The 13,215-nt window shown below is 48.0% G+C and carries 11 protein-coding genes; 7 read left to right on the top strand and 4 right to left on the bottom strand.

Going from position 1 to position 13,215, the window contains the following annotated elements; genetic code table 11:
- Nucleotides 1-345: 345 nt before the first annotated feature.
- Entirely contained in the window at nucleotides 346-1,659 is a 1,314-nt protein-coding gene (locus QNK41_RS20355; RefSeq protein ID WP_319260869.1) for a saccharopine dehydrogenase family protein, read from the bottom strand.
- Between the two features lie 287 nt (nucleotides 1,660-1,946).
- On the opposite strand from QNK41_RS20355, the gene QNK41_RS20350 reads away from it, so the two are divergent.
- The gene (locus tag QNK41_RS20350) at nucleotides 1,947-2,429 is read left to right on the top strand and encodes an Lrp/AsnC family transcriptional regulator (protein ID WP_319260866.1); all 483 of its coding nucleotides are present in this window, start codon (nucleotides 1,947-1,949) and stop codon (nucleotides 2,427-2,429) included.
- Between the two features lie 356 nt (nucleotides 2,430-2,785).
- Here the strand turns inward: QNK41_RS20350 and QNK41_RS20345 are convergent, their stop codons facing one another.
- On the bottom strand, nucleotides 2,786-3,412 hold the full coding sequence (locus QNK41_RS20345; protein WP_319260863.1) for a redoxin family protein: 627 nt from the start codon (nucleotides 3,410-3,412) through the stop codon (nucleotides 2,786-2,788).
- Nucleotides 3,413-3,819: 407 nt separating this feature from the next.
- On the opposite strand from QNK41_RS20345, the gene QNK41_RS20340 reads away from it, so the two are divergent.
- The 4 genes from QNK41_RS20340 (at nucleotide 3,820) to QNK41_RS20325 (ending at nucleotide 7,279) form a co-directional block, all read left to right on the top strand.
- On the top strand, nucleotides 3,820-4,596 hold the full coding sequence (locus QNK41_RS20340; RefSeq protein WP_319260860.1) for a heme-binding protein: 777 nt from the start codon (nucleotides 3,820-3,822) through the stop codon (nucleotides 4,594-4,596).
- 193 nt (nucleotides 4,597-4,789) lie between these two features.
- The gene (locus QNK41_RS20335) at nucleotides 4,790-5,227 is read left to right on the top strand and encodes an SRPBCC family protein (RefSeq protein ID WP_319260855.1); all 438 of its coding nucleotides are present in this window, start codon (nucleotides 4,790-4,792) and stop codon (nucleotides 5,225-5,227) included.
- Nucleotides 5,228-5,306: 79 nt separating this feature from the next.
- Nucleotides 5,307-5,789 carry a DUF2062 domain-containing protein gene (locus QNK41_RS20330; RefSeq protein ID WP_319260853.1) on the top strand — a complete coding sequence of 161 codons (483 nt, stop codon included), beginning with the start codon at nucleotides 5,307-5,309 and terminating at the stop codon, nucleotides 5,787-5,789.
- Between the two features lie 92 nt (nucleotides 5,790-5,881).
- The gene (locus tag QNK41_RS20325; RefSeq protein ID WP_319260851.1) at nucleotides 5,882-7,279 is read left to right on the top strand and encodes an MATE family efflux transporter; all 1,398 of its coding nucleotides are present in this window, start codon (nucleotides 5,882-5,884) and stop codon (nucleotides 7,277-7,279) included.
- 87 nt (nucleotides 7,280-7,366) lie between these two features.
- On the opposite strand, the gene QNK41_RS20320 is transcribed toward QNK41_RS20325, so the two are convergent.
- A complete protein-coding gene (locus QNK41_RS20320; protein ID WP_319260848.1) occupies nucleotides 7,367-8,371 on the bottom strand; it encodes a DMT family transporter in 1,005 nt (334 codons plus the stop codon).
- A 268-nt stretch (nucleotides 8,372-8,639) separates the two neighbouring features.
- Between QNK41_RS20320 and QNK41_RS20315 the strand changes: the two genes are divergently transcribed.
- The gene (locus QNK41_RS20315) at nucleotides 8,640-9,575 is read left to right on the top strand and encodes a DMT family transporter (RefSeq protein WP_319260846.1); all 936 of its coding nucleotides are present in this window, start codon (nucleotides 8,640-8,642) and stop codon (nucleotides 9,573-9,575) included.
- Nucleotides 9,576-9,680: 105 nt separating this feature from the next.
- Complete coding sequence (locus QNK41_RS20310; RefSeq protein WP_319260844.1) at nucleotides 9,681-12,479, top strand: cache domain-containing protein; 2,799 nt, start codon at nucleotides 9,681-9,683, stop codon at nucleotides 12,477-12,479.
- A 514-nt stretch (nucleotides 12,480-12,993) separates the two neighbouring features.
- Here the strand turns inward: QNK41_RS20310 and QNK41_RS20305 are convergent.
- On the bottom strand, nucleotides 12,994-13,215 hold a 222-nt coding region (locus QNK41_RS20305), incomplete at its 5' end, for a hypothetical protein (RefSeq protein ID WP_319260841.1).

The raw sequence follows: 13,215 nt of genomic DNA, 5'->3' as shown, positions 1-13,215 counted from the left end.
GGCGGTGCTGCGCAGCACCGTAAGGATGAAAATCGATTTTCAGTCCGCTCGCTAGTGTCCATCCAGAAATAGGCAAATTGGGTTGAGATCAAGGCATGCGAAAAATTTTACCGCAGGTGCCCTGAAAGAAATGCCCTTGGGGTGCATATAGTTGATATTCCGAGGATAAAATTTTGAGCATAACGCAGATATCAGGCAAATTGGCCATTTGTGGATCGACACTCGCTAACCCCGTCGCACCCGTGCCCGGTATCTCTGCTTCGCTCTGAGAAGCGGCGGGGAATGCTCTCGCTATCGTGGTTCAGCACCGCGGGAAGGGCAGTGCTTTCCATGTTTAGCAGGCTGTCAGGCAATAGACGGCGTGCGTGCATCCTGTTTGGTCCGGTGGAGGGCACCCTGCTGGCGTTTAGCGCCGTTTTTGCGACAATCACGGGAGTACAGGCTTTTTTGCTGCTGGGTTTCGTCGATCGTCACCCCCAGGTCGGCCAGATTGCGGACGCAATATTCACGGGCATCCGCCTCGAGTTGTTCAGGAACAAAGACCCCCTTTTCGGTAAAGGCATCATCCACCAGCATTTTCACGAAGACCGATGCACACTGACCGGTCAGATAGGCTTCATGACTGAGGCCGGAGGTTTCAAAGGCTTCCACCAGTCCCGGACCCATGGCGTAACTGTCGATCTGTATGGGATTTTCATCCTTGTAGCCTTCCACTCGGACTAAAAAAGCCGCTTCTTCGGCCACAACCCCGTCATTGATGATGGCTTTGAGTTCATCCGGATATTTGGGTGCCGGCGGGCACAGCTTGAGGATCAGGTCCATGGGAACGATTTTCGTGCCGTCGACATCCACCGGTTTGTCGGAAAGCAACCCCATTCGGTGGAACAGTTCGGAGAGCTTCACACCGAATCCACCGTATTTGAACTCCACATTCTTAACACCCTTGAGCACGTTGTCGGCCAGCAGTCCCATGGTAATCGGTTCATCGTGTTCGTGGTCCACCATGCGGACTTCCCGATCGATGCCCCTCAGTTTCATCCTGATGGGACGGCTGAAGGGTCTGTCTGTGACATGCTTTCCGTTTTCAAATCGGAAGGTCTGGTAGGCCATATCCCAGAAGGCCACTTCCGGTGACCACCAGAAGGGGGTAAACCGCCTGGTCAGAACATTTTCGAAGACATAAATACTGATGGTTTCACATCGGTCCATTTTCTCGACGGCTTCTCTGGCCATAATGTTAGCCAGGCCGGGCGATGAACCGGCGCCGACAAAGGCGGTAAGTCCCTTGGCCTTGAATTTTTCATGCCATTCGGAAAAAAGCAGTTTGTAACTTTCCACGAAACCGATATCTTCCATGGGGCCCGCCATGTCAAAGTAGGAAGCATTGACCGCCAGGGCCGCTTCCATGACAAGCAGGTTGAAATCCAGCGGCAGGCCGTTGACAATCAGATCGCATCCCTTGGCCGCCCGGATGACGTTGTTGACGTCACTGGCATCCAGTTTCAAGGCCGTGGCCTTGTTCAACGAACTGCTCAGCGCCTCTGCGGCTTTGCGCTCATAATCCGCACAGATGATTTCAGACACCCCCGGATGATCGTTCAGCCGCTTGGCAATGGTGCTTCCCTGTGCGCCGACCCCAATCACAATAATGCGTTTCATGCTTTCTCCTTTTGGACTGAATTTAACCGTCAACACAATCCGACCGTCGGGTTCAGGTCCCGTCAGACAGCGTGTCTGTTCTAGATCACGATTTTATTCAGATTGGGTTGATTGCTGGGTGCCGCTGTCGTCCAAGACAAATACTGCTCCCAGCCTCCACATAAAGGATCTAAAAGCTTATTGCAATAAAAAATTTGACAAATTTAACGTTTTACGCTAATATTTTTAATATTTTTAACTATTTTCGTTTTTTAACCAAATTTTTACTCAATGGGAGGGTAACAGGCATGAAAGCAACCGCATCCGGAATCGAAAAGCTCGACCGCGTCGATCGGCGGATGGTTTCCCTGCTTCAAAAAGATGGCCGCATGCCCATCGTCAGCATCGCCAAGGAACTCGGCATTTCTGAAACCACCGCCAGGAGCCGGTTGAAACGGTTAATTGCTGAAGACGTCATCAAGGTAATCGCTGTCAGTAACCCGATCCGGCTTGGGTTTGAGATTATCGGAAACATTAAGCTCAGCATCGATCTGAAAAAAAAAGATGCCATCCTCCAGGCGCTGAAATCGATTGAAGCATTAAACTATGTTGCCCTGACCACCGGCGGCAACGATATCGATATCGAGTTCATCGCCGGTTCCCTGTCAGAATTCAAAACACTCATTTTTGAACGGATCAGCCAGATCGATGGCGTCAATTCGGCAGAGACGTCTCTGATTGTTGAAATTATAAAAGATACGTGGGATTATGGAACGGCGTGGGATGATTAGACCCCAATGTTGCATAGAAACATGCGAAAATTATTTTTACTAGCAGAAAATATTGAATATTAGTGTCAACTTTCCGTATGTATTGCAATTCACCAAATGTGAATTCCAGGAAACACAATAATTTTCTCAGTTTTTACCCTTGCGGGAAAGCGGGAGGAATCCAGATTCCCGTCTTCAACGGGATCTGCGACCCGCGTTGCCAAGGGATTGCAGTAAATTACTACGACTTCACCCTTGGCGCCTTGTTGGAGCGAAGCAGAAATCCCGCTACCGGGGGCTCTGAATCCCTCCGGCTTCTGCAACGTTGGGGTAGACGCGAAATGTCCTGGTGAGAAGTCTTCTTTCCGATGTCAACATTAAGGGCGGTTGTCAAGTTCCATGGCTTTGGCAAAGGCTTGATTCATGTCTGGCAGGTGGGTGATATCTGGCACGACTTGGATGTAGCGGACAATGCCTTGCTTATCGACCAGCACAACTGACCTGGCGAGCAGCCGTGGGCCGTCGATCAGCAATCCGGTCGACCGCCCAAACGCCCCCTCTTTGTAGTCGGACAGGTAGTGGATATCCTCCAACTTTGCTTCCTTTGCAAACCGTGCCTGGGCAAACGGTGTATCTCGACTGATGGTGATCCGTTTGATTGTCGCCGGCAATGCATCCCCTTCCTCCCCGAGAAAATGGGTTTGGGCTTCGCAGACCGATGTGTCTATCGAAGGCACGATACTCAAAAAAAGGACGCTGCCCCGATAATCATTCAGATCGATGGCGTTCATCGTTTTCATATCGACCAGTTCGGTTTCCGGCAGCCGCTGTCCGATTTCGATGGCCGTGCCGGTTAATGGCAGATTCTGACCTTTTTTTGCCACCTGGGTGCCTGGCAAGACGCTTTTTGTTTCGACGACGATGCGGCCCTGATTGGTGGCGCATGCCGTCAGCAGTGAACCGACGATCACAGCGGCTGCTATGGTTGTGTATTTTTTTGTCATGAATGTCCTCCATGGTTTAGACGGTTTGCTAACCCGACGCAATATTTCTTCGAGTTTGCTATTGGAGCGCTTCGGTTGGTAACGCGGCAGGCAAGGGTACACGGTTAACCCAACTGTGGCTTCTTGCCTACAACGCTAATACCGAATATGCGTGGGTCAACAGTTTGGTTTGCATGGACGCCCAACACGAAGTGGCGGTTACCTTCATATACATCCCCGTCTTGTCGAGCCATTTCTTCCCGAACCATATATTGAGCCCCGCAAATTGGTAGGTTTGACCTACCCACCATCCCCACTTCTCTTATCATTGCTTTGTCGCTTTAAATGCCGACTATTGTGAATGTAATCGTTGTCATTTGCATTTCTGGGTGACCTCAAACCAATATTCAGGCACTGGAGACGCTAATATGAATCGTACTGCCGGCTTTATACTCGCATTCGTATGGGTACTGACAGGAGCATTGCATGTAATGGCGATCGAAGAAGCCAACTATAGAGTAATCAGGAAAACCAACCCTTTTGAAATCCGCGATTACGCACCTCATATTCTTGCAGAAACCGTCGTGGCCGGAAATCTCGAGGATGCAGGAAGTATGGCGTTTAAGATACTGTTTGGTTACATCTCAGGCGACAACCGATCGCGTCAAAAAGTCGAGATGACGGCTCCCGTTTCTCAGCAGGCCAACGGTGAGCAAATCAAGATGACGGCTCCTGTCGGCCAACAGCAGCTTGATAGTAAGTGGGTCGTAAGTTTCATGATGCCGTCCTCATACACACTTGAAACGCTTCCGATTCCAGAAAATCCTAAGGTAACGTTGCGCCAGGTGCCAGGTCGCCGGATGGCCGTCGTGCGCTACACCGGGTTTTGGAGTGAGAAAGGCTATCTCGATAACAAATTGAAACTTGAGGCGTGGATTCGCGAAAATGAGCTCACGACTGTCGGTGATCCAACATGGGCCCGTTACAATCCCCCATTTACCCCGTGGTTTTTGCGGCGGAATGAAATTTTGATTCCGGTAGCTCCGGATGAAAACCAGGATACGGATCAAGCGAACATCGATACGATTGAACCCTCCCCGCGGCAAGCCGCGGGGAATGTGCTGCCTGTAACGGCAGTGCTGCGCAGCACCGTAAGGATAGAAAATCGATTTTCAGTTCGCTCGCTAACCCCACCGCCCCGATGAGCGGGATCTTTGCTTCGCGCCGACCCCGATGGCGGGATCTCCGCTTTGCTTCGACAAGCGGCGAGGAATGTGCTCGCTATCGCGGTTCAAAACATCGTGATGAATGATGCGTTTTAACCATCTTTGTCTCAGACATGCAGCTTTCACTTATCGTAATTGGTGCTTATGATAAACGTGGACAGCAGGAGTTCAAATGGTAATTAAAGCAGAGATCGAGATTAACGCCCCCTTACGCGTGGTTTGGCAGACCTTTTCCCGAATGGAAGATTGGGACGACTGGAACACGGCCTGCCGCAGCTGCTGCATCATTTCCGGTGACGAGACGTTGCCTGTCGGGACTTGCTTCTCTTTCGTTATTCGTCCCCTGGTTTTCCCGATGAAAGTTCAGCCCAGAATCGTCAAATGCGACCCGGCTCGGGAGGTCGTTTGGGAGGGCGGGAAAATGGGAATCCACGCATCACATACCTGGCAATTTCGTGAGCAAGACGGGAAAGTCAGGTTATTGAGTATCGAACACTTTAAGGGCCCGATGGTGTGGGTGGGATATCTGCTGCGTGTGCCGAAGCGGCTGCATCGCCTGACGATAGCGTTTCTGCAAACGTTAAAAACCGCCGCGGAAGCGTGCCGTTGATAACCGTACACGTCAACTGGAGATGTCTGCAGCAGGCCGTCGCCTCGATGACCGATTCGTCCATAACGGTGCTGAAGAAATGATAAAACGACTCTTTCATGATAAAATCGGCAAACCGATCCTGAATTTGCTCAAGCAAGGCATCTCGCCTGAAAAGCTGTCTCTGAGCATCGCGTTTGGCGCCGTAATTGGAATATTACCGATTCTGGGCGCGACGACCCTGATCTGTGCCGCCATCGCCATCATGCTGCGACTGAATCTGCCCGCTATTCAGCTGTTCAACTATCTGGTATACCCACTGCAGATTTTCTTGTTGATCCCGTTTATGAGTCTTGGTGCATTCATTTTCCAGGTGGATCTGCCTCCGCTTTCGTTTCAGGAGCTAAGCACACTTTTCCAGCAGAATTTCTGGGGCACCATGGCTTCCTTTTTTGAAACGATCCTTTACGCCGTGGTCGCCTGGCTGCTGGTATGCGTTCCGCTGTTTGTTGGTATTTATGCTATATTCGTCGCCGTATTAAAAAGATTCGGACCTATGGCCAAAAATAGCATATCTCCATGATCTTATCTCTCTAATGGTGTCCAAAAGCGGCTTGTCGAGCTGCACGCTATTAGCGAAACACCGCATCTAACGTTATACATGGTTCATTATCTATGGATGCAGACAATGGATTAATAACCAAACCGATTCCCGGGTTAATTGCCCAATTGGCTATCCCCGCCAGTATCGGCATGTTTTTCAATACCATGTATAATGTGGTGGACACCTATTTCAGCGGTCTGATATCCACCGAAGCCATTGCTGCGTTGTCATTATCATTCCCAGTATTTTTTGTCATTCTGGCCATTGGATTTGGCATCAGCACAGGTGCAACGGCTTTGATCGCCAATACACTGGGTGCAGGTGATGAAAAAAAAGCGCAACTCTATGCAATTCAATCCGTGTCCTTCACCTTCCTGCTGTCTATGGCACTGACGCTGATCGGTCTTTTTGCAGCACCTTATCTATTCATGTTTTTAGGGGCCAGCGGAACGTACCTGGCCATCTCGTTGTCCTATATCAACATCATCATTTGTGGTCTCGTGTTCTTTTCTCTGACCTTTGTTCTGAATGCAATTCTAACCGCCCAGGGTGACACCAAAACATTTCGCAATGTGTTAATTATCGGTTTTTTCCTCAATTTGGTTTTTGATCCCTGGTTTATCTACGGCGGGTTGGGAATGCCGGCCCTGGGACTTCCCGGGGTGGCCTGGGCGACGATCTTAATTCAACTATTCAGCACCTTGTTTATGGGCACGCGCGTTTTCCGGACCGGTTTGATTTGTCGGGAATGTTGGTCGATGTTCGTTCCACGTCGCCACTTTTATTGGGAAATTGCCAAGCAAGGCTTTCCGGCCAGCTTGAATACCATGAGCATTGCCATTGGCATTTTTATTATCACCTGGTTTCTCAGTAAATACGGACAGACGGCTGTCGCTGCTTATGGTATCGCTACCCGGGTGGACCAGATCGCCATGTTACCCATTATGGGACTCACAACTGCAACCTTGACCTTGATTGGGCAAAACAACGGTGCTGCACTTTATCAGCGCTGCCGGGAAGTGTATCGCAAAGCACTGCTGTACGGCATTCTCATCACGACGGTGAGCATGATCATCGTTTTTGTTTTCCCCCATTTAATCATGAAGATATTCACCAACGATCAAGCCGTGCTGAAAATCGGTGCCTTTTATTTAAAGATTTCCGCCTTCATCTACTGGGCCTACATCATCCTGTTTGTGGCTGTGGCGGCCCTGCAAGGGTTGAAGCGGCCTTCGTACGCTATTTGGATAGGGCTTTATCGTCAGATTGTTGCACCGGCAATAGTATTTTATGTGCTCGCAAGCCAGCTGGGAATGGGTCTTTCCGGAATTTGGTGGGGTATTTTTCTGGTTACCTGGTCAGCTACTATTTTTACTTTAATATATGTCCGATCAACCATGAACACCATGTTCGTACCTGCGGATCCGATTCCCACGGGGACGAAGGGCTACTATTCCGGAAAAATTTAGTTAGGGCCCATCCAGAAATGAGGAATTTCGGTCGAGATCAAGGCATGCGAAGAATTTTACCGCAGGGCCAGTATTGGTTCGCTTCGCCTATGTCGTTTCCATCCGCTTTTCCGTTTGCCCCACCCTCGTCCGGGCGCTTTGATTGGCCAAGAAAATTCCGGTCAGAATCACAACCATGCTAAAAAGATGGATGATACCGATCGCTTCACCCAAAAACAGGTAACCCAAAAGGCCGGTGAACAACGGCAACGTATAATAGACCATACCCGCCCTGGTCGGCCCCAGGATAACAATGGCCCGGTTCCAGAGTAAAAAGGCACACAGAGAGGCAAAAATACCGACATAGAGAATGGCTGGAATAGTGGTTTGGTTTAAAACATTTCCAGGAAACCGAATCCGCTCCCAGATAAAAAACGGGGCTAAAAAGATCAGGCCCAGTACAAAAGATGTAAATTGAAAGGATTGGACGCTGATAGCCTCGGGTTTTCGTTTCAGCAGAATGCTGAAAACAGCGAAGATAACGGCTGCTGCCAGCATCCACATATCACCCACTGCAAAAGTGATAGACAGTAGTTTGGCAACAGAGCCCTTGGTGATCAGGCAGACGACGCCCGTCAAGACCATCAACATGCCGACGCCTTTTTTAAGAGTCAGCTTTTCATTAAACAGCACGGATGAAAAGAGGACGATGAAAATTGGAAAGGTGATTGAAATCAACGAGAGATTCATAGCGGAAGTGGTATGGCCCGCCACATAAATGAAGGTGTTAAAACAGGTAATGCCTAAAAATGCGGTGATGGCTATATAGGGAAGATGCTGCTTTATCCCGCCCCATTCACGGATTGTCCCGCGAACGGCAAAAGGGCAAAAGATCAAGACAGCCGTCAGCCAGCGGTAAAAGGCCAGGCTAACCGGCGGGATCTGATCGGTTAAGCCCCTTGCCACAATAAAGTTTCCAGACCAAAGGGCGGTTGCCCCGAGGGCAAATACATACCCGACTATTAATTCATCGAATTTTCCCGGCATCGTTATCTTTTCTTTTGGCACCCGATTTAGCATGGCGATGAGGCGTGCCGCTTCCGATTCATTCACCCGATAAAGCTAAAGCGTGCTTATTTTGTCTATGTGTTTTAGTCAATAGCACGTCGAATAAATCGGTTCCCCCTATCCAGCCAAAGAGACGCAGGCTTGACGTTCGGTAATGATTTAGAATCATGGTTTTTACGTCTGTTATTATTTCCAGAAAAATTGTATCAAGGGGCCCACATTGAAACGCTGGATGATCAACATCGTTTGGTGTTTACGATAAGCCATCTCAAAAATAGGATCGTGGTTCAAGATCAAGGTTATCAAGATAATCATGACCGCTAAACCGGTAAAAGTTGACGTCAAGGCCATTGTCTTGTTGATCATCCTCTGCGCCAGCTGGGGGCTTCAACAGATTTCAATCAAAATCGCCGTCCAAAGCATTGCTCCCGCGCTGCAGGGAGGCATTCGATCCATTGGTGCCGCGATCTTGTTATATCTGTGGATGGTCGCGCGCCGGGAAAAAATCGACCATCATGACGGCACCTTCTGGTGGGGGATGGCCGTCGGCTTGTTCTTTTCCATCGAATTTTTGCTGATTTACTGGGGCTTGGAATTTACCAGCGCATCGAGGTCGGTCATCTTCCTGTACACCATGCCCTTTTTTACAGCTGTGGGGGCCCATTGGTTCGTTTCTGGAGAATCCTTGAGGAAAGCCCAGCTTACGGGTCTGTGCTGCGCTTTTTTAGGAATGGTGACCGCTTTCAGCGAATCCATCGGCAAACCGCAATCCTTAATGTTGGTTGGTGATACGATGCTGCTGCTGGCAGCCGTCTTCTGGGCTGCCGCCACCATCATGGTCAAAGCCAGTCCATTGTCCAGAATTCGGGCAAGCCGTGTATTGCTCTACCAACTTGTCGTATCCGCAGTCGTGCTGCCGCTCGGAGCAGTACTGCTAGGCCAAACTGAAATCACGAATGTGACGCCGCTCGTTCTGGGTTGCATCGCCTACCAGATTATTTGGGTCGCCTTTATCACCTATCTCGCCTGGTTCTGGCTGATCAGAAACTACCCGGCATCGAAGTTGAGTGCGTTCTTATTCCTTACCCCGCTTTTCGGTGTACTGGAAGGCATCATCCTGCTCGATGAGCAAATCACTTATCGGTTACTGACCGCCCTGGCGATGGTGTGCATCGGGATCTATGTCGTTAATCGCACACCAGGCAGCAATCTATCCGAGCCGACAACGCTTCCAGCAGGCAGGGATTAACCCCAGCAATCCGGTAGCAATAGATTCAACTCCATTATTATTGTCCCTTGACCCCTGCAACAGATCCATTCTATGCATTAGTTGAATCATTTTTAAGGCAATCCGATGAAACCTCTCAAATTTAGCATCAGTCGAATCTTTCTAATCCATATGTCTCTTGTTGGCGTCATATCCATTTTTTCTCTCGGCTATCTTTGGGTTACCTCCGAATGGTCTAGGTTTGAAAAAGAGGCAAACTCACTGCGTGCATCCTATCTGGAAAGCCAGAAGTTAATATTAAAACGGGAGGTTAATCAGGCGCTAGATTTTGTAAATTTCATGAAATCTCAAACTGAGAAACGGTTGCAAGATTCCATAAAAGGCAGAGTTGAAGAGGCCTATGCCATCATAGAGAATATTTATTTGAAAGAAAGAGATATAAAAAGCACTGAAGAAATTGAGGCGCTTATCAAACAAGCACTCAGGTCCTTGAGGTACAATAACGGCCGCGGATATTATTTTGCCTTTACGTTGGAAGGTGTTGAAACGTTATTTGAAATCAGACCTGAAATGGAAGGCACGAACATGCTGCAAGCCAGAGGGGGGAAAGGTGAGTTCGTTGTTTCCGATATGCTTGCCGTCATTAGGGAAGATGGCGAAGGATTCTACAACTACACCTGGCCCAAACCCAACCAGCAAGGTTTTTTCCCAAGAATCGCTTTTGTGAAATTGTTCAAACCCATTGGTTGGGTAATCGGTTCCGGGGAGTATCTCGATTATGTTGAGAATGATATTCAGGAAGAATGCCTGCAATGGATTTCAAACATCAAGTTTGAAAAAGATGGGTACGTGTTTGCCGGAAAATGGGACGGGTTGGGCCTATCTGGTCCTGAAACCGGTAAAAACCTGTATGATATCGAAGACATAAACGGTGTTAAAATCGTCCAGGAACTGATAAAATTGGCAAAAGAAGGCGGCGGTTTCGTTGAATATGTTCTTCCGAGATTCGAAGGTAAAAATCATGCTCCTAAAATCAGCTACGCGGTAGGCGTACCTGAATGGCAATGGTATATTGGCTCCGGCTTATATTTGGATGAAATTGATACGGCACTCGCCTTAAAGCAGTCCGAACTCGAAGGAAGAATCAGAAAAAATATTAGAAATACGACGTTGATCCTTTTTACGCTTCTTATCTTCATCTTTCTGATCGTTAAACTACTTTCGGATCGAATACATCATAACATAAAATTGTTTAAAAAATTTTTCAGCAAGGCATCTTCGGATGCCATCAAAATTGAAGGAAATGCCATTTATTTCTATGATTTTGTCCAGCTTGCTGAATCGGCAAACGATATGGTTGAGAACCGAAGACGGGCGGAAAAAGCGCTGCGTGAGAGTGAAGAGAAGTTCCGGATGCTGGTGGAACAGTCCCCGCTCGGGATATCCCTGATCGGAGAAGATGGTCGATACAAATATGTGAGCCCGAAATTTGTGGAGGTGTTTGGGTACACGATAGACGATATCACTACAGGAATAGAATGGTTCAACAAAGCTTTTCCAGATGACCTTTATCGCCAAGAGGTGATGAAAGCATGGTCTGATTATCAGCGGCACCCTCAAACCAAACGATCCCGGCTACATGTTTATACTGTGACCTGCAAGGACGGTTCGCAAAAAGAGATCAATTTCAAACCATTAAATATAAAAAACCAAGGTCAGTTGGTTATTTATGAAGATATTGCCGAACGGTCGCGAATGGAACAACAACTTCGGCAAGCACAAAAAATGGAAGCGATAGGAACGCTTGCAGGCGGGATAGCTCACAATTTCAACAACCTGATGATGGGTATCCAAGGAAGAGCCTCATTGATGACCTTGGAGTTGGGCCCTTCCCATCCTCAACAAGAGCATATTAACGCCATCGAGGAACAAATCGTCAGCGCCAGTGCTCTTACCAGGCAACTGCTGGGGTTGGCACGCGGAGGTAAATACGAAGTCAAACCAATAGACATCAGCGAACTATTGCTTTCCAGCGCAGCCATTATCGGCCGTACCCGCAAGGATATTCAGATCCACAGCAACACATTTCCTTCGTCACTGGTGGTAGAAGCTGATACGCGACAGATTGAGCAGGTGTTTTTGAACATTTTCGTCAATTCAATACAAGCCATGCCGGACGGCGGCGAAATCTACCTGGAAACATCGATCCTGAATTTAGACGCTGCCTTTTGCAAACCCTATGCTGCTTTACCCGGTCAATATGTCAAAATTTCTGTAAAAGACACCGGTGTCGGTATGAACAAGGAAACCTGCCAGCAGGTCTTTGATCCATTTTTTACGACAAAAGATAAATACCTTGGCACTGGATTAGGTTTGGCGTCGGCCTATGGCATCATAAAAAACCACGGTGGTGTAATAACTGTTAATAGCGATCTCGGCCACGGGACAACGATTTTCATCTATTTGCCAGTATCAGAAAAAACAGCCCATATAGAGGCGCATGTCGATGATAGGATCATCCGAGGATCGGGAACTATTCTTTTTGTTGACGATGAAGATGTCGTGATTGATGTGGGCAAACCGATGTTGGAGAAATTGGGTTATGGTGTCATTGTCGCCAAAGGTGGAAAAAATGCTGTTGATGCGGTATCTGAAAGAGGCGACAATATTGATCTTGTCATTCTTGATTTGATTATGCCGGGAATGGATGGCAGCGGGACTTTTGACGCCATCCGTGAGATTCATCCCAAAATGCCAATAATATTGTCCAGTGGGTATTCTCTCAAAGGCAAAGCGACTGATATCATGCGACGGGGATGTAACGCTTTTATCCAAAAGCCGTTCAATATTACTGAACTATCTCAGTTGATTCGGAAAGTTCTTGATGAGGGTAAAGAATTAGATCAAGAAAAATTATACCAATAAAAGTACATCAAATTATACCCAAGTTGAGTGATTGTCGAGCTTGCCGCAGAACCAAGAAAGCTGGCATTCCGCTATGGTGGACGATGCGGGATGCCGGCTGACACCGGTTATGCGGTGATCCGCCTGAGACGGATAAAGATCGGCAATCCCAACGGGTTTCAAATTTTTAAGATCAGTAAACGGCAAAAGCAAAGCATACAAACCAATTATGGTATCTGTAAAAAACTTGAAACGCTCAGTTTGGGTTACACTTTTATCAATGCCATCGTGACATTCACCTTGAAGTTATATCCCGAATGCGTTCACAGTATCCACAAGGCTTGAGATACCGAAGGGGAAAACGTAGTCGTTGCTAAGCTTGATATTTGCTGGGAGATCGCTTACCGCTTTAGTCTGGGATTCGGAGTCAGCCCACAAGGCAAGCCTGAGATATCCAGCGGATAAATTGTCAAAAGATGACTGTCATTTGATAAAACGTTGCATCTCAAGATTTAATTGGTCTGACAAACTCAGATCATGGTATCTGTAATCTGGCTTGGCCGCTGATGATCTCAATACATCTTAGTTCAGCGAATTTCTGTGATAGATGATTTTTTCTGAGGTAATCTGCACCGAACTGGCTTTCCGGCTGACCGCCGTTTTTCAAGATAGTTGTCGCATTTTTTGAAAAAAACTTTCCTAATATCTGGGACCGTCTTGCGGATGGCCTCCGTTTGGTTGAGTTACCAAGTGATGA

Origin of the sequence: Desulfosarcina sp. (assembly GCF_033791525.1) — a bacterium.
GTDB lineage: Bacteria > Desulfobacterota > Desulfobacteria > Desulfobacterales > Desulfosarcinaceae > Desulfosarcina.
Note: the sequence above shows the minus strand (reverse complement) of the source record. Positions and strands in the feature narration are given on the sequence as shown.

Bases quoted from the DNA above. Each gene is read 5' to 3' on its own strand.
- QNK41_RS20355 (WP_319260869.1), bottom strand. From the start codon at position 1,659: ATGAAACGCATTATTGTGATTGGGGTCGGCGCACAGGGAAGCACCATT.
- QNK41_RS20350 (WP_319260866.1), top strand. From the start codon at position 1,947: ATGAAAGCAACCGCATCCGGAATCGAAAAGCTCGACCGCGTCGATCGG.
- QNK41_RS20345 (WP_319260863.1), bottom strand. From the start codon at position 3,412: ATGACAAAAAAATACACAACCATAGCAGCCGCTGTGATCGTCGGTTCA.
- QNK41_RS20340 (WP_319260860.1), top strand. From the start codon at position 3,820: ATGAATCGTACTGCCGGCTTTATACTCGCATTCGTATGGGTACTGACA.
- QNK41_RS20335 (WP_319260855.1), top strand. From the start codon at position 4,790: ATGGTAATTAAAGCAGAGATCGAGATTAACGCCCCCTTACGCGTGGTT.
- QNK41_RS20330 (WP_319260853.1), top strand. From the start codon at position 5,307: ATGATAAAACGACTCTTTCATGATAAAATCGGCAAACCGATCCTGAAT.
- QNK41_RS20325 (WP_319260851.1), top strand. From the start codon at position 5,882: ATGGATGCAGACAATGGATTAATAACCAAACCGATTCCCGGGTTAATT.
- QNK41_RS20315 (WP_319260846.1), top strand. From the start codon at position 8,640: ATGACCGCTAAACCGGTAAAAGTTGACGTCAAGGCCATTGTCTTGTTG.
- QNK41_RS20310 (WP_319260844.1), top strand. From the start codon at position 9,681: ATGAAACCTCTCAAATTTAGCATCAGTCGAATCTTTCTAATCCATATG.